This window comes from Streptomyces sp. NA02950 (genome assembly GCF_013364155.1).
Classification (GTDB): Bacteria; Actinomycetota; Actinomycetes; order Streptomycetales; family Streptomycetaceae; genus Streptomyces.
Genome location: NZ_CP054916.1, coordinates 1,280,664 through 1,296,600, shown reverse-complemented (window position 1 = coordinate 1,296,600; position 15,937 = coordinate 1,280,664). Strand labels below are relative to the sequence as shown.

Sequence of the window (15,937 nt, the reverse complement as noted above, 5' to 3'; positions counted from 1 at the left end):
TGGGGCGGGCCCCGGCGTCCAACTGGATTTCGGCCAGGGCGATCAGAAGCCGGTGTCGGACTTCAGCGGACGCAGGCTGCTCATGATCTTCTTGATGGTCGCGTCCGGGACCTCGTTCTTGGTGCCCTTGACGGAGTAGAAGACCCAGGTCGCGAAATCGCCGTTGGTGTCGGTGTAGGAGACCGTCACCGACTTTCCGTCCGTGGAGCACTTGTCGGTCTTCTTGACCCCGGTGACGGTGGCCGAGGCGGTGTACCCCTTGAGCCCGTGGTCACTGCTGAACTTCTTGGCCTGGCCGACCTTGAGCTTGCCGGTCTTCTTCTGGTCGAAGGCGGCGAAGGCCCAGTTGCCCGCCTCGATCCGAGCGGCGGACGCCTCGCTCTTGGCTCCCTGGGCGCCCTTGGACCCCGCCGCGGCGGCGTCGCTCTTGTTCTCGTAGCCGCCCTCTTCCTTGGTCGTGCAGTAGTCCTTCTTGAAGATCCCCGTGGCGGACATCATGACGAGCGGCTTGCCCTTGTCGTCCTCGAAGCCGACGCCCAGACCGGACGGCTCGACCACCCAGTTCGCGGGCACATCGAAGGCGTTGTGCCGCTTGGCGCTGACCACCGTCTTCCAGCCGGGTATGACGGGCTCGACCTTGTCCCCGTCACGCGGGTTGTTGTCCTCCCGGCCGCCACCCGACGGATCCTCGCCGGGTGCGGAGGAGGCCGTGGCGGGCGAGGAGGCGGCGGGCTTCTTACCGCTCGACTCGTCGTTCTTGCTGTCGTCCTTGTTCAGCACCAGCACCGCGCCGACCGCGGCGGCCGCCACGACCGCCACCGCCGTGACGATCGCGATGGTGGCCGTGCGCTTCTTGCGGGGAGGCTCCGGGGCCCCGGGCGGTGCGGTGGGGCTGCCCCACGCCTGCGGCTGCTGGTGGTGGGGCCCGCCGTAGCCCGGCTGATGCTGTGGCTGACCGGACTTGCCCGGCTGCGGCTGCTGCGGCGGTTGCTGATACGGATTCGGCTGTTGATAGCCCGGCTGCTGATACGGGTTGGGCTGGTGGTACCCCGGCTGCTGATACGGGTTCTGGTCGTTCGGGTTCTGCTCGCCCCCGGGCGACTGCTGTCCTGGCCACATGGCCAGTAACCCTAAAGGTGGGTGCCGACAGGGGCTACGGCTGCCCCTTCCCTCTCTTTGCTACTGGGTGGTAACTTCCGGGGTATGTCACAGACCATGCCGTCCATCGGCGAGATGCTCGCTGCCACCGTGCCCATGGTGCGCACCCTGAACCTGGAGATCGTCGAGGCGACGGCCGACAGCGCCGTACTGCGTCTGCCGGACCAGTCCGACTTCCACAACCATGTCGGTGGGCCGCATGCCGGTGCGATGTTCACCCTCGCCGAGTCCGCGAGCGGTGCGATCGTGCTGGCCGCGTTCGGTGACCAGTTGGCCCGCGCCGTACCGCTGGCCGTGCGTTCCGAGATCGCCTTCAAGAAGCTGGCGATGGGACCCGTCACCGCGACGGCCCGGCTCGGCCGCCCGGTCGCCGATGTGATCGCCGAGCTGGACGCCGGAGAGCGTCCTGAATTCCCGGTGAACATCGAGATCACCCGCGAGGACGGGGCGGTGACCGGCGAGATGTCGATCACGTGGACCCTGCGGCCGCAGTCCTGACGCCCCTCATCAGCGGTACGCCGACGCGCTCCGGACCACGACCTGGGGATGATGGCGACCGCGCGCTGATTGAGTAGGCTTCCCCGGGCGTGCGCCGAAACCAGTGCGCGCGCCCGGGATGGATCGGCACACGGGGAGGAACCGGAGTTGCATATCGAGGAGTGGCTCGAGAGCGTACCCGCGGTCAGCGTCTATCTTCTCGTGGGCCTTGTCATCGGCCTGGAGAGCCTGGGCATTCCGCTTCCCGGAGAGATCATCCTCGTCAGCGCGACGCTGCTGGCGGCCTCGCAGGACCACATCAATCCCTACATCCTCGGAGCCTGCGCCATCGCGGGCGCCGTGATCGGCGACTCCATCGGCTATCTGATCGGCCGGAAGGGCGGAGAACCACTCCTGGCGTGGCTGGGGCGCAAATTCCCCAAGCACTTCAGTGCCGAGCATGTGGCGACCGCCGAACGATCCTTCCAGAAATGGGGGATGTGGGCGGTTTTTGTCGGCCGCTTCATCGCCCTGCTGCGGATCTTCGCGGGCCCGCTCGCCGGTGTGCTGCGCATGCCGTATTGGAAGTTCCTGATCGCCAATGTGCTCGGCGGCATCGTCTGGGCGGGTGGCACCACCGCCGTCATCTACTCCGTCGGCAAGGTCGCCGAGGACTGGCTCAAGCGTTTCTCCTGGCTCGGCCTCGTTGTCGCCCTGCTCTTCGGTCTCGGCTCGATGCTCGTCATGAACTGGCGGTCGAAGAAGTCGAGGGCGACAGCCGTCACCGGGACCGGGACCGAGACCGGGACCGAGGCGGCCGAGCCGGAGCCCGTCCCGGCCGCCGACTGAGGCCAGGCGGCTGACGGCCGCCTGGCCCCGGCGCCGCTCAGTCGCGCGGGCCTTCCTGTCGCGCCCGCTCCTCCGCGGCCGCGCGGTGCTGGTGGGCCAGCTCGACATAGCCCGTCGCGTTGAACCGGATCGACTCGCGCTCCTCCCCGGTCAGCTCCCGCCGGACCTTTGCCGGAACGCCCGCCACCAGCGAGTTCGGCGGCACCCGCATCCCCTGCGGCACCAGCGCCTGAGCCGCCACCAGTGAGCCCGCCCCGATGTGTGCGCCGTTGAGGACGGTCGCGCCCATGCCGATCAGTACATCGTCCTCGACCGTGCAGCCGTGCAGCACCGCGTTGTGGCCCACCGACACCCGCTCACCGACGCTGGCCGGGAAGCCGGGGTCGGCGTGCACGGTGCAGTTGTCCTGGATGTTGCTCTGCGCTCCCACGCTGATCGCCGCGGTGTCCCCGCGGAGCACGGCGTGGTACCAGACGCTCGCCTCGGCGCCCACCGACACCTCACCGATCACCACGGACGTCGGGGCGGTGAACGCCTCCGGGTCGACCTTCGGCTCCCTGTCGCCCACACCAGCGATCAACGCCCGCTCCGTCACAGCAAGTCTCCCTTGGTCCGTCTGGGCATGTCCCCGGCACGGTACCCCCGTGCCGAACCACCGGAACCAGCGGAACCAGAGCAATCGATCATGCGTCCTGCTCTCCGTGGAGATACCGGGAGCGGAAGCACAGGGACAGGACGTACGGCAGACACCCGAGCGGGACGACCGCCGCCGACCGCGGCGCTTCTTCCTGGAGGGTGACGGCGAGAGGCTCGGCTGCGCCGCCTTCGACCCCACCGCACCGGCGGTGGGTGCCACCGCGGTGGTGCTGCACGGCGCCGGGACCAGCGACAAGGAGCGGATGCTCGGCCTGATGCGGGACCTGGCGGCCCATGGCCACCACGCGGTGGCCTGCGATTTCTCCGGACATGGCGAAAGCTCCGGTGAACTGGGTGACTTGAGCCTGAAGCGGCGGTTCGGCCAGGCCCGGGCCCTGATCGACCAGGGGGTGCCCGCCTCCGACGAGCTGGTCCTCATCGGGTTCAGCATGAGCGGCCAGACGGTCGCCGATCTGCTGGCCCACTACGGTCCGCGGGTGACGACGATCGGACTGTGCGCCCCGGCCCTCTATCCGCGCGACGCCTGGGCGGCGCCGTTCCGCGCCGGGTCCGGCTTCACCGAGACCATCCATACCCCGGGCGGCTGGCGTTCCTCCGTCGCCCTCGACACCTTCCGTGCGTATCGAGCGCGGGCGGTCCTCGCGGTGCCCGCGCGGGACGAGGTCATCCCTCCGGAGGTGACCGAGGCCGTCGCGGGCGCGCTGGCCGAGGGCTCCGACCTCACCCACCTCGTGCTGCCCGAGGCCGAGCACTGGCTCGGTGCCTGGTTCCGTGACCACCCCGAGGACCGCGGCCGGTTCGTCCGGGCGGTAGTGGGCGAGTGAGCCCCGGCGGGCTGGTGGAAGGGCAGGCCGCGGGCGCCGGTGGACGGGTGCCCCCCGGGGGCCGGCTCGGGTGAACCCCGGATTCAGCCCGTCGCCAGCAGCAGGCTGCCGACCAGGGCCAGTCCGGCGCCACTGGCCTGCACGGCACGCAGCCGCTCGTTGAGCAGCCCGCGGGCCGCGAGCGCCGTCACCACGGGGTAGAGGGAGGCGAGCACGGCGGCCACGGCGACCGGGCCGTGGTGGGCGGCCAGGTTGTAGGTGCCGTTCGCGGCGACATCGGCCAGGCCCACGAAGGCGAGCGCCGGAAGCGACGTCCACACCACACCGAAACCCCCCTCCGGCAGTGCCGGGTTTCCGCGCCGGAGGGCGGCGTACAGTGCGGCGCCACCGACCATGACATTGCACACCCGCTGTACGAACAGGGCGAGGAAGAGCCCGGTGAGCGTGGAGGACGCCTCCGCGATCAGCGCCATCACCGACCCGAAGCCGAGCGCGGCGACCAGCGTGAGCAGCAGGGTCTGCCGCTGCACGGGGGCCCCGCCGGTCTGCGGTCCGCTCGCCAGGACAACACCCGCCACCGCCACCACGATCCCCGCGACCTGGAGCACCCCCGGCCGCTCGCCGAGCACCAGCGCCACTCCGAGGGGTACCGCCACTCCGCCCAGCGCCCCGAGCGGGGAGACGACGCCCATCGGGCCGAGCGCGAGGGCCCGGTAGAAGCAGAGCATCGCGGCCGGTCCGACCACACCCGCCGCAGCCGCGAACCACAGCTGCGGACCGGCCTCGGACCAGCCGCCCGTGGCCACCACGATGGCGCCGAGGACGGCCACCGCGATGGTCTGCGAGACGACGACCACGGTGAGCGCGGGGGTACGTCGGGTGAGCAGCCCTCCGCCGAAGTCGGCCAGCCCCCACAGCAGGCTGGTGGCAAGAGCGAAGAGTGCGGACATGGTGAAACCTCGCCGTACAGTGTGATGGACGTGGGAGTACACCCCACCGTAGTTCAATGTGCTCGACTATGCCATTCAGAATATTGGACGGACATCCGGACCGTGACGGACCTCGATCAGCTCACACAGTCGCTCGCCCGCAACCTCAAGCGCTGGCGCAATGAACGCGGCTACACCCTTGACGCCCTCGCGGCCCGCGCCGGGGTCAGCCGAGGCATGATCATCCAGATTGAGCAGGCCCGCACCAACCCCAGTGTCGGCACCACCGTGAAGCTGGCCGACGCCCTAGGGGTGAGCATCACCACCCTGCTCGACTACGAGCAGGGTCCCCAGGTGCGCCTCGTCCCCGCCGACCAGGCGGTGCGGATGTGGTCCACCGAGGGGGGCAGCTACACGGCTCTGCTCGTCGGCACCGAGGCGCAGGGACCGCTGGAGATGTGGGAGTGGCGGCTGATGCCCGGCGAGGGCAGCGACTCCGATCCGCACCCCGCGGGCACCTTCGAACTGCTGCATGTGACGGCGGGGGAACTGACCCTGGTGGCGGGCGGCGAGGAGCACACCGTACCGGCCGGGACCTCGGCGGCCTTCGAGGCGAACACCCCCCACTCCTACCGCAATGACGGCGAGGTCCCCGTGGCGATGACCATGGCGGTGTCGGTCCCGCCGGCCCGCTGAGACCGCGCCCCCGGGGCCACGCCGCCCGCCGGGTCCGCGCCGCGCGTCGAGGCTGTGCCGCCCGCCGGGACCGCGCGGCCCGGCACCGTCCCCGGCTGCTAGCTTGACCGCATGAGCACCCCGATGGATGCCTTCGACGACGTCCGCCCCGCCGTCGAGTGCCTGGACCTGCTGGCCGCCCCCGTCGCCGCCGCCCTGAGCGACTGGCGCGGCACCGAGCCGGTGGAGCAGGTCCGCTACGTGGACACGGACCCTGACTGGGCCGACACCGCCGTACTCGTCGAGCACTACGGCTCGTGGCTGCTGGAGCAGTCCGCCAACTGCGTGGTCGTCGCGGGCAAACGGGGCGGTGCCGTCACCCTCGCCGCGTGTCTGGTGCTGGCCCACACCCGTGCGGACGTCAACGGAGTGGTCCGCCGTCATCTCGGTGCGCGGAAGGCCTCGTTCGCCCCCATCGAGACGGCGACCGGCGAGAGCGGGATGGAGTTCGGCGGTATCACCCCCATCGGTCTGCCCGAGGGCTGGCCGCTGCTGGTGGACGCCGCCGTCGCCGACAGCCCCTATGCCCTCATCGGCAGCGGCAGCCGCCGCGGCAAGCTCATCGTGCCGGGCAAGCTGCTCGCCGGGCTGCCGGGTGCGGTGGTCCTGGAGGGACTCGGTGTCTGAGGCCGCGGCCCGGCGTCCGAGCCGCCGGGCCGGTGCGCCGTTCACCCGGGTTCAGCCGAGCCGGGGGATCTCGATGGCCGGGCAGCGGTCCATGACCATGTCCAGCCCGGCGGCCCGGGTGCGTCCGTACGCGGCCGGATCGATCACGCCCAGCTGGAACCAGACGGCCTTGGACCCGATGGCCACCGCCTCGTCCGCGATGCCGCCCGCCCTCCCGGAGTTCACGAACACATCGACCACGTCGACCGGGAAGGGGATCTCGGCGAGCGAGGTGTAGCCCCGCTCGCCGTGCACCGTCTCGGCCTTGGGGTGCACCGGCACGATCCGCTTGCCGAAGCGCTGGAGCACGCTCGCGACCCCGTAGGCCGCGCGCTCCCGGTTGGCGGAGAGTCCCACCACGGCCCAGGTGTCACCCAGCTCCGTGAGGATCCTGCGGACCGTCGCCGGGTCGCCGTACATCGGTGCCTCCTGGGGTGGGGTGCGGGGAACGGGCTGTTCCGCGGCTCTTCGGGTTCTTCGGGTTCGTCGGCTTCTCCGCACGACAACGGCCATCGGCGTCCGGAGATTCCCCAGCGAGCGGTCAGGAGCGGTGGCCGGCGGCGGAGGGCGGCCTCCGCGCGGCGATCCCCGGGGCGCATAGGGTGGACGGATGCAGGAGCGGTACCGGACGGTCGCCCGCGCGGGCGTGCACGAGATCGAGATCAACAAGTCGCGCTTCATCTGCTCGCTCGCGCCCGCCGCGACCGAGCAGGAGGCGCAGGACGTCATCCAGCGCGTCCGGAAGGAGCACCCCACCGCCACGCACAACTGCTTCGCCTACGTCATCGGCGCCGACGGCGGGGTGCAGAAGGCGAGCGACGACGGGGAGCCGGGCGGTACGGCGGGTGTCCCGATGCTCCAGATGCTGGTGCGCCGGGAGGTGCGCTACGTGGTGGCCGTCGTCACCCGCTACTACGGCGGCGTGAAGCTGGGTGCGGGCGGGCTGATCCGTGCCTACGGCGGAGCGGTGGGCGAGACCCTGGACGCGCTGGGCACCGTGGTCCGCCGGCGCTTCCGGCTGGTCACCGTCACCGTCGACCACCAGCGGGCCGGAAAGCTGGAGAACGATCTGCGCGCCACCGGGCGGGCGGTGCGCGATGTGCGCTACGCCGAGGACGTGACGATCGAGGTGGGGCTGCCCGAGGCGGACGTGGACGCGTTCCGCGCGTGGCTGGCGGACACCACCGCCGGAACCGCCGTGCTGGTGCTGGGCGGCGAGGCGTACCAGGACGCGTAGGGACGCGTAGGGAGCCGTAGGGGCTTCGCGGCACCGTGGGTGACGTCCGACCCGACGGGCCGCGTGTCAGGGCGCGCCCTGCCGCGATGAGTTCCGGCCGGGGCGCGAGTCTGTTCCGGTGAGCGTCGTGGGACCTCGTACGACGCTGCCCGGCACGCGACCCCACGGAGGACACCATGGCGACCACGCCCGGCAACCCGAGCAGCGACCTCCCCGGCAAGCCGCCGGTCGTCGACCTGGCCACCTGGCAGGCGGCGCGCGAGGAGCTGCTGGTCCGCGAGAAGGCGCACACCCGTGAGGGCGACGCGATCGCCGCGGCCCGGCGGCGGCTGCCGATGGTCGAGCTCGACGGGGCGGTCGAGGTCGTCGGACCTGACGGCCCGGTCCCGTTCCTCGACCTGTTCCAGGGCCGCGACGAGCTCGTGGTCTACAAGCACATGTGGTACGACGGCGCGCCGCACCAGGGGCAGTGCGAGGGCTGCACCACCACGGCCTGGCATGTGAAGGACGCCGTCTACCTCAACGCCCGCGGCGTCTCGTTCGCCGTCCTGACCACGGGCCGGTGGGAGGAGGTGGCCTCGTACGTCGAGTTCATGGGGTACACCCAGCCCTGGTACTCGGTGCGCGGTGTGGACGGGCCGGTCGGCGGCAGCATGGGTTACCTCACCTGCTTCCTGCGCGACGGCGACCGCGTGTTCCTCACCTACTCCACGACGGGCCGTGGCAACGAGCCGGTCAACGGGTCCCTCGCCCTGCTCGATATGACGCCCTACGGCCGCGGCGAGGCGTGGGAGGACAACCCCGAGGGCCGGCCCGTGATCGGCGATGTCCGCGAGGGGCACCCGTCCGTGGGCCGCCAGGCCTGCTGGTACTGGCGCTCGGACGCCGACGGCGTCGCCACATGGGGCCCGACCAGCCGGCCCGTGCCGCAGTGGACCCGCCCCGGCGCGACCCCCGTGGAGACCCTCGGCCGGCACGGCCGATGCCACCCGGAGGAGGGCGACTAGGCGGAGCCGCGGGCCGAGGACTCCGCGTCCGCCGGTTTGCGGCCGAGGCCGATCCTGGCCGGGCGGCCCGCACCGGTGCGGGTCACCGGCCGTAGCCGGACCGCGGCGTCCAGGCCACCGCCGGGCGCTGCGGTCAACGTGGCCTCACCACCGCTCACATGGGCGAGCCGCTGGACCAGTGAGAGGCCCAGACCGGTGCCGCCCTTGGGGGCGTCAGGGGCGCGCCAGAAGCGGTCGAAGGCGCGGCGGCGCTGCTCCGCGGTCATCCCCGGCCCCTCGTCGATCACATGCACCTCGACCCAGGACGGCTGGGTCTGGTGGCCGGGCAGATGGAGATGGCGCCGGTCGGAGGCGGAGAGCCGCGGGACGAGGGTGACGGTGCCGCCCGCCGGAATCGCCCGCAGCGCGTTGGAGAGCAGATTGTCCAGGATCTGTTCGACGGCTCCGGGCGCCGCGAGCGCATGGCCGACCCGGCCGCCGATCAGTACCAGGCGGGCGTCCTCGCGCTCGAACAGCGGGGCCCAGGTGAGGAGCCGCTGGGTGCACACCTGGTCGATGTCGACCGGTTCGGGGACGACGGCACCCTCCTCCAGACGTGCCATGTCCAGCAGCCCTTCCACCATCCGGGCCAGCCGGTCCGTCTCCGTCATCGCCGCCGTGAGACTGTCGCGGGCATGTCCGGACACATCGGGTTCCAGGTTGTCCAGGCGCAGCCGCAGCGCCGCGAGGGGCGTCTTGAGCTGGTGGGACGCCTCGGCGGCGAAGGCGCGCTGGGAGGTCAGCAGATGTTCCAGACGGGCGGCGGTCTGGTTGAAGGTCACCGCGAGGCTGCGCACCTCGGGGGGACCGCAGGTCGCGGGGGCTGGGGTGGCCCGTTCGCCGTCGGCCAACCGGTGGGCGGCGCGCTCGAGTTCGCGGATCGGGCGGCTGGTCCAGCGGGCGAAGACCAGCGCCGCGACGGCGACGGCGACGAGGATCGCGGACCCGGCGAGGGCCAGGATCAGCCATACCCGGTGGACCCGCCCCTCCACCGCGTCGGTGGGGACGGTGAGCCACACCGCGCCCTGCGGCCGGTCGCCGTGGCCGATGGGGGCGGCGACGGAGAGATTGCGCACCCCGCCGATGGTGGAGGTCCGTACCTCGAACGCGTCGTGGCCGTTGAGCGCGGCCGTCAGCTCCGGCCGTGCCGCCGCGTTCCGTTGCTGCTCGGCCGACAGCGGCCGCGAGGTGGCGAGCACCTGGCCGCGTGCCCCGACGATGAGCACCGTGCCCCCGATGCGCTCGGCGCAGTGCGTGACCCTCCGCCGCAGCCGTCCCTCCCGGCCCGCGGTGATGGACAGCGAGGCGAACGCCGCCACGGACTCGGCCTCGTCCTCGGCGGCGGTGATGATCCGCTCCCGTTCGGCCCGGCTGTAGACGTACCCCAGCGGTATCTCGAGGCTCAGCAGCACCAGGGCCGCCAGGGTCAGATAGCCGAGCAGCAGACGGCGGATCACGGCCGGGCGGCCTCGGGGACATGGACGTGCCCGGCGAGCCGGAAGCCGACCCCGCGCAGGGTCTGGATCCAGGCCGGATCCCCCAGCTTGCGGCGCAGGGTGGCGACATGGACGTCCAGTGTCTTGGTCGGTCCTTCGAAGTGGGGGTCCCATACGCGGTCGAGGATCTGCTGACGGGAGTAGACGGCGCCGGGGTCCTCGCTGAGCAGGGCCAGCAGTTCGAACTCCTTGGGAGTGAGGACGACGGGAGTGCCGTCCACCCACACCTGCCGGGTCCGCCGGTCCACGATCAGGGGCTCGGTGACGGGGCCCTGGACGTCGGCGACGCGGGGCTGGTGCCGTGCCGGTCCCTGATGAGCCGCGCCGGACGGGACCGGCGCCGGAGCCGGGCTCGTTCCCGAGGTGGTGGGCCGGGTGCGGCGGGTGACGGCCCGGATCCGGGCGATCAGCTCCCTCATGCTGAACGGTTTCGCCAGATAGTCGTCCGCGCCCAGTTCCAGCCCGAGCACACGGTCGGCCTCCTCGCCCCGCGCGGTGAGCATGATGATCGGCACCTCGGATGTCTGGCGGATGCCGCGGCAGACGTCGATGCCGTCCATGTCCGGCAGCCCCAGATCGAGCAGCACGATGTCCCCGTACGGCCCCTTCAGCCCCTCGGCCCCCGTGCGGACATGGTGGACCGTCAGTCCGTAGCGCCCCAGACCCTCGACAAGGGGTTCGGCGATGGTCTCGTCGTCCTCGATGAGCAGTGCGCGCACGGTCATGCGGTCTGTCTATCTCAGCGCACACACCGCTGCCGGTTTTTGTAATCTTCCGAGCGCGGCCCGGAACAGGGGAATGCGGGAGCAGCGTAAAAGCGTCGGTCGGCAATTGCCCCGGTCATTTTTTCCGCCCCCTTCGACGGTTTCGTCGGTGACACGGGCGACACGGCCGGGGGAAAGGGGAGACCCCGTGACGGACGGGGCGCCGATCGCGGATACGGTGGTCGATGCCCGCACCGCCTACCCGGCGCGGGCGCGATCGTGACCGGGGCCAATGGGGCGGGAGAAGGACAAACGTGCGGGTCGGGGATGAACGGTGAGAATTCTGCACACCTCCGACTGGCATCTCGGGCGGTCCTTTCACCGGGTGAACCTGCTCACCGCACAGCGCGAGTTCATCGACCACCTGGTCGCCACCGTACGGGAGCGGCAGGTCGACGCCGTTCTTGTCGCGGGGGACCTCTACGACCGCGCGGTGCCGCCGCTCGCCGCCGTCGAGCTGTTCGACGACGCCCTGCACCGGCTCGCGGAACTCGGTGTGCCCACCGTCATGATCTCCGGCAACCACGACTCCGCCCGCCGGCTCGGCGTCGGCGCGGGGCTGATCGAGCGCGCCGGGGTCCATCTGCGGACCGACCCCGCCGGCTGCGCCACCCCCGTTGTGCTCGGCGACGACCACGGCGAGGTGGCCTTCTACGGTCTGCCCTATCTGGAACCCCGCCTGGTGCGCGAGGCATTGGACGCCCCGGCCGCCGGGCACACGGCGGTGCTGGACGCCGCCATGCGGCGGGTGCGGGCCGATCTCGCCACCCGGCCGTCCGGCACCCGCTCCGTTGTCCTCGCCCACGCCTTCGTCACCGGCGGCGCGGTCAGCGACAGCGAACGGGACATCACGGTCGGGGGTGTCGCCTCCGTCCCCGCCGAGGTCTTCGACGGCGTGGACTACGTGGCGCTCGGGCATCTGCACGGCTGCCAGACCATCACGGAGCGGATCCGCTACTCGGGCTCACCGCTCGCGTACTCCTTCTCCGAGGCCACCCACCGCAAGTCCATGTGGCTGGTGGAGCTGGGAGCGGCGGCCGCGGGCGGCGCCGCACTGTCCGCCGAGCGCGTGGACTGCCCCGTACCCCGGCCGCTGGCCCGGATCCGCGGCCGCATCGAGGACCTGCTCGCCGACCCCGGCCTCACCCGGCACGAGGACGCCTGGGTCGAGGCGACCCTCACCGACGCCGTCCGTCCGCAGGAGCCGATGGCCCGGCTGACGCGGCGCTTCCCGCACCTCCTCACCCTGGCGTTCGACCCCGAGCGGCCCCCCGAGGACCCGCTCGCCTCCTACGCCCAGCGGCTGCGCGGCCGCGACGACCAGCAGATCGCCGAGGACTTCGTGGCCCATGTGCGCGGCGGTCGCGGCCCGGACGCGGCGGAGCGCACGGTACTCGGGGACGCCCTCGAAGCCGTACGGACCGAGGAGAGCGGCGCCGGGCGGGGAACCGGGCGCGGTGTCGGCGGCGCGGAGGTGACGCGATGAGGCTGCACCGGCTGTCCGTAACCGCCTTCGGGCCCTTCGGCGGCACCCAGGAGGTCGACTTCGGTGAACTGTCCGCCGCCGGGCTCTTCCTGCTCCACGGACCGACCGGCGCGGGCAAGACCTCCGTCCTCGACGCGGTCTGCTACGCCCTGTACGGGCAGGTGCCCGGGGCCCGGCAGGGCAGCGGGCCGTCCCTGCGCAGCGACCACGCCGATCCGTTCACCCCGACCGAGGTGGTCCTCGAACTCACCGTCGGCGAACGGCGCCTGGAGATCACCCGGAGCCCCGAGCAGCCCCGTCCCAAGAAGCGGGGCACCGGTACGACGCGGGAGAAGGCGCAGAGCCTGCTGCGCGAATTCGTTCCCGGGACGGGGACCGGCCTTGGCAGGGGAACGGGGGAGTGGAAGGCGCTCAGCCGCTCGCACCAGGAGATCGGCGAGGAGATCGGGCAGCTGCTCGGGATGAGCCGGGAGCAGTTCTGCCAGGTGGTGCTGTTGCCGCAGGGCGAGTTCGCGCGCTTTCTGCGCGCGGACGAGATGGCGCGCGGCAAGCTGCTGGGCAGGCTGTTCGACACCGGTCGCTTCGCCGCCGTCGAGGAGCGGCTCGCGGAGCTGCGGCGGGCCGCCGAGAAACGGGTGGTCGGCGGTGACGAGCGGCTTCTCGCGCTCGCCCACCGGATGGCCCAGGCGGCGGGACCGGCCCCCGACCTCGCGATCCTGCCCCTCCCCGAACTCGCCCCCGGCGAACCGGGGCTGGCCGACGCCGTTCTGGAGTGGGCCGCCGTAGCCCGCACCGGCGCGCGCGAGCAGCGCGACATCGCGCTCGCCGCGGTGCGCGCCGCCGAGGCAGCCCATGACGCGGCCCGGCGCGCGGCCGACGCCGAACGCGAACGGGCCCAGTTGCAGCACCGCCACACCGAGGCCCGGCGCCGCGCGGACCACCTCGAACGGCAGCGGGCCGAGCACGACATGGTGCGCCGACGGCTGGAGCGCGCCCGCGCGGCCGATGCGGTCGTCCCCGCCCTCGAACTGCGCGCCTCCGCCGAGCACGAACACCGCGCCGCCGTCTCCGCCGAGCGCGCTGCCCGCGCCCACCTCGCCGCCGAACCGGACCTCGACGCCCTGACCGCCACGCTCCGCCGCCCGGCGCCGCGGCCCGCCGACCCGGGAAGGCCCGACATCCCGGGCCAACGCCCGCCGGGCGAGGGCGAGTTCCCCGCTCGGTCCGTGGCCGCCGCGGACGGAGCGCAGCGCAGCGCCGGTGCGCCGTGCGAGGGCGTACGGGACGGTCGGGCCGATGCGCGTCCGTCGAACGGAACGCCGAACGGCGGTGGGGACGCTGCCGGGGCGCCGCAAGAGCCGGCGTCCGCGGCGAGGTCCGGGGACGACCCGCCCCCGGACGGCGGAGACCAACGGTCCGGTGGCGCCACGGCGGCTGACGCGCCGGTGTCGACGGACGTGCCTGCTCAGGGAGCGCATCTCCGTGGACAGGGCTCGACCTCCGCTGACAGGGCGACCGGCGGGTCCGGCTCGTCCGACGCGCGGCGGCACGGGGAAGCCGCGGAGCCGCGGGTGCCGGGCCCCGCGCCCCACGGACCGACGGCATCCGCCGTCGACGGCGACCGTGGCCCTTCCCCCCTCTCCGAGGCGGACGCCGCCTCCTTGGCGCGCGTGGAGCGATGGCTGCGGGAGGAACTCGGCTCCCTGGCCGCCGCGCGACGCGGTGAGCGGCAGGCCGAGGCCCTGGCCGAGGAGATCGCCGGTCTCGACCGGGAGGCGCGCGCCGACGACGACACGCACGCCGAGGCCGCCGACTGGCTCGCCGGGTGGGAGACGGTCCGCGCGGCACACCAGCGACGGATCGAGACCGCCCAGGAAGCCGCCACCCGGGCCGAACAGCTCGCCGGCCGGATCGAGTCCGCCGGCCGGCGGCTCGACGCGGCCCGGCTGCGGGACCGGCTGGCCGGGGAGACCGAGGAGGCGCGGGAGAACCGGCTCCGGTGCCGGGAGGACGCCGCCGCCGCGCAACGGACCTGGCTGGACCTCAAGGAGCGGCGGCTGCGCGGGATCGCCGCCGAACTCGCCGCCGGGCTGCGGGCGGGTGAGCCGTGTGCGGTGTGCGGGTCGGCCGAACACCCGGACCCGGCGCGCCCCGACGCCGGACATGTCGACCGGGCCGCCGAGGAAACCGCACTGGAGGAGTACCAGCGGGCCGAGGCGCGGCGGGAGGAGGCCGAACGCGTCCTGCACGGGCTGCGCGAAGCCCTCGCGGGTGCCGAGGCCACCGCGGAGGGTGGCGACGCCGGTGAACTCGCCCGCGCCGTGGCCGAGGTGCGGTCCGCGTTCGCCGAGGCCCGCGACGCGGCGGCGGACGCCCACCCCGCCCGGGAGGCCCTGGACCGGGCCGAGCGCGAGTACGAGCGGCGGCTCGCCCAGCGGCAGGAGGCCGAGCGCCGGGCCTCCGGGCGCACGTCGCGCCGCGAGGTGCTGCTCCGCGAACGCACCTCGCTGCTCACCGAGTTGGAGCAGGCCCGTGGCGGGGCCGCCACCGTGGCGGAGCGCGCCGGGCGGCTGGAGCGGCAGGCCGGCCTGCTGGCCCGGGCAGCCGAGGCCGCGCTCGCGGCCGAGTCCGCCGCGGGGAGGCTGAAGGAAGCCGACGCCCGGCTCGCCGACGCCGCCTACCGCGCGGGTTTCGACACCCCCCAGGCCGCCTCCGGCGCCGTCCTGCCGCCCGAGCGGCAGCGCGAGGCGCGGCTGCGCATCGAGCGGTGGCAGACGGAGTCTGCCGCCGTCGCGGCGGAACTGGCCGACGCACACGTACTGGCCGCCGCGCAGGCGCCGCCCGCCGACCCGGAGGCGGCGCATGCCGCCGCCGAGGCGGCCACCCGCGCGCTGCGCGACGCTTCGGCCGCGGACGCCGCGGCCCGCGCCCGCTGCGCGGACCTGGACGCGCTGTCGGAGCAGGCGGTCGCCGACGCGCGCCGGATCGCCCCGCTGCGCGAGGAGTACGACCGGGTCGCCCGGCTCGCCACGCTCACGGCGGGCACCGCCGCCGACAACGAGCGCAAGATGCGGCTCGAGGCGTATGTGCTCGCCGCCCGCCTGGAGCAGGTCGCGGCGGCGGCGAGCGTGCGCCTGGCGCGGATGTCCTGCGGGCGCTACACCCTGGTGCACTCCGACGCCCGCTCCAGCGGCCGCGGCCGCTCCGGCCTCGGACTGCACGTCATCGACGCCTGGACCGGCCGGGAACGCGACACCGCCACCCTCTCGGGCGGCGAGACCTTCTTCGCCTCGCTCGCGCTGGCGCTGGGGCTGTCCGACGTGGTCACGGACGAGGCGGGCGGGGTCCGTCTGGACACCCTCTTCATCGACGAGGGCTTCGGCAGCCTGGACGAGCAGACCCTCGACGAGGTCCTGGACGTCCTGGACTCGCTGCGCGAGCGCGACCGCACGGTCGCCATCGTGAGCCACGTCGCGGATCTGCGCCAGCGGATCCCGGCGCGGCTGGAGGTCGTCAAGACCCGCCGCGGCTCAACCCTGCACCACCACACGACGGCGGGTGCCTGAGAACGAGGCCGCTCACCCGGGCGCCCTCGAGAAGAGGAAGACGGGGC

15 protein-coding genes are annotated in these 15,937 nt (G+C 73.1%); 9 read left to right on the top strand and 6 right to left on the bottom strand.

Going from position 1 to position 15,937, the window contains the following annotated elements:
• Positions 1 to 42 precede the first annotated feature (42 nt).
• Positions 43 to 1,119: a hypothetical protein gene (locus HUT19_RS05330; protein ID WP_176179327.1), complete on the bottom strand. Its 1,077-nt coding sequence runs from the start codon at positions 1,117 to 1,119 to the stop codon at positions 43 to 45.
• Between the two features lie 84 nt (positions 1,120 to 1,203).
• Between HUT19_RS05330 and HUT19_RS05325 the strand changes: the two genes are divergently transcribed.
• Positions 1,204 to 1,656 (top strand): DUF4442 domain-containing protein, encoded by a 453-nt coding sequence (locus HUT19_RS05325; RefSeq protein WP_176179326.1) that lies wholly within the window; start codon positions 1,204 to 1,206, stop codon positions 1,654 to 1,656.
• A gap of 147 nt (positions 1,657 to 1,803) precedes the next feature.
• Positions 1,804 to 2,484, top strand: coding sequence for a DedA family protein (locus HUT19_RS05320; protein ID WP_176179325.1), 681 nt, complete (start codon positions 1,804 to 1,806; stop codon positions 2,482 to 2,484).
• Between the two features lie 37 nt (positions 2,485 to 2,521).
• Here the strand turns inward: HUT19_RS05320 and HUT19_RS05315 are convergent, their stop codons facing one another.
• Positions 2,522 to 3,079 carry a gamma carbonic anhydrase family protein gene (locus HUT19_RS05315; protein ID WP_176179324.1) on the bottom strand — a complete coding sequence of 186 codons (558 nt, stop codon included), beginning with the start codon at positions 3,077 to 3,079 and terminating at the stop codon, positions 2,522 to 2,524.
• A 49-nt stretch (positions 3,080 to 3,128) separates the two neighbouring features.
• On the opposite strand from HUT19_RS05315, the gene HUT19_RS05310 reads away from it, so the two are divergent.
• On the top strand, positions 3,129 to 3,965 hold the full coding sequence (locus tag HUT19_RS05310; RefSeq protein ID WP_254885449.1) for an alpha/beta hydrolase: 837 nt from the start codon (positions 3,129 to 3,131) through the stop codon (positions 3,963 to 3,965).
• 83 nt (positions 3,966 to 4,048) lie between these two features.
• On the opposite strand, the gene HUT19_RS05305 is transcribed toward HUT19_RS05310, so the two are convergent.
• Complete coding sequence (locus HUT19_RS05305) at positions 4,049 to 4,915, bottom strand: EamA family transporter (protein ID WP_176179323.1); 867 nt, start codon at positions 4,913 to 4,915, stop codon at positions 4,049 to 4,051.
• 102 nt (positions 4,916 to 5,017) lie between these two features.
• Here HUT19_RS05305 and HUT19_RS05300 point away from each other — a divergent pair, with 102 nt between their 5' ends.
• On the top strand, positions 5,018 to 5,590 hold the full coding sequence (locus tag HUT19_RS05300; protein WP_176179322.1) for a helix-turn-helix domain-containing protein: 573 nt from the start codon (positions 5,018 to 5,020) through the stop codon (positions 5,588 to 5,590).
• Positions 5,591 to 5,701: 111 nt separating this feature from the next.
• Positions 5,702 to 6,256: a YbaK/EbsC family protein gene (locus HUT19_RS05295; protein WP_176179321.1), complete on the top strand. Its 555-nt coding sequence runs from the start codon at positions 5,702 to 5,704 to the stop codon at positions 6,254 to 6,256.
• 51 nt (positions 6,257 to 6,307) lie between these two features.
• On the opposite strand, the gene HUT19_RS05290 is transcribed toward HUT19_RS05295, so the two are convergent.
• Entirely contained in the window at positions 6,308 to 6,715 is a 408-nt protein-coding gene (locus HUT19_RS05290) for a CoA-binding protein (RefSeq protein ID WP_176179320.1), read from the bottom strand.
• A gap of 190 nt (positions 6,716 to 6,905) precedes the next feature.
• Between HUT19_RS05290 and HUT19_RS05285 the strand changes: the two genes are divergently transcribed.
• Together HUT19_RS05285 and HUT19_RS05280 are read left to right on the top strand one after the other, a co-directional pair.
• Positions 6,906 to 7,532, top strand: a complete 627-nt coding sequence (locus tag HUT19_RS05285; RefSeq protein WP_176179319.1) for a YigZ family protein — start codon at positions 6,906 to 6,908, stop codon at positions 7,530 to 7,532.
• 176 nt (positions 7,533 to 7,708) lie between these two features.
• Positions 7,709 to 8,539, top strand: coding sequence for a DUF899 domain-containing protein (locus HUT19_RS05280; protein WP_176179318.1), 831 nt, complete (start codon positions 7,709 to 7,711; stop codon positions 8,537 to 8,539).
• On the opposite strand, the gene HUT19_RS05275 is transcribed toward HUT19_RS05280, so the two are convergent.
• The gene (locus tag HUT19_RS05275) at positions 8,536 to 10,035 is read right to left on the bottom strand and encodes a HAMP domain-containing sensor histidine kinase (RefSeq protein ID WP_176179317.1); all 1,500 of its coding nucleotides are present in this window, start codon (positions 10,033 to 10,035) and stop codon (positions 8,536 to 8,538) included. The genes HUT19_RS05280 and HUT19_RS05275 overlap by 4 nt on opposite strands.
• Positions 10,032 to 10,799, bottom strand: a complete 768-nt coding sequence (locus HUT19_RS05270) for a response regulator transcription factor (RefSeq protein WP_176179316.1) — start codon at positions 10,797 to 10,799, stop codon at positions 10,032 to 10,034. The genes HUT19_RS05275 and HUT19_RS05270 overlap by 4 nt, the downstream gene beginning before the upstream one ends.
• Positions 10,800 to 11,112: 313 nt before the next feature.
• On the opposite strand from HUT19_RS05270, the gene HUT19_RS05265 reads away from it, so the two are divergent.
• Positions 11,113 to 12,324: an exonuclease SbcCD subunit D gene (locus HUT19_RS05265; RefSeq protein ID WP_176179315.1), complete on the top strand. Its 1,212-nt coding sequence runs from the start codon at positions 11,113 to 11,115 to the stop codon at positions 12,322 to 12,324.
• On the top strand, positions 12,321 to 15,890 hold the full coding sequence (locus HUT19_RS05260; protein ID WP_176179314.1) for an AAA family ATPase: 3,570 nt from the start codon (positions 12,321 to 12,323) through the stop codon (positions 15,888 to 15,890). The genes HUT19_RS05265 and HUT19_RS05260 overlap by 4 nt, the downstream gene beginning before the upstream one ends.
• Positions 15,891 to 15,937 lie beyond the last annotated feature (47 nt).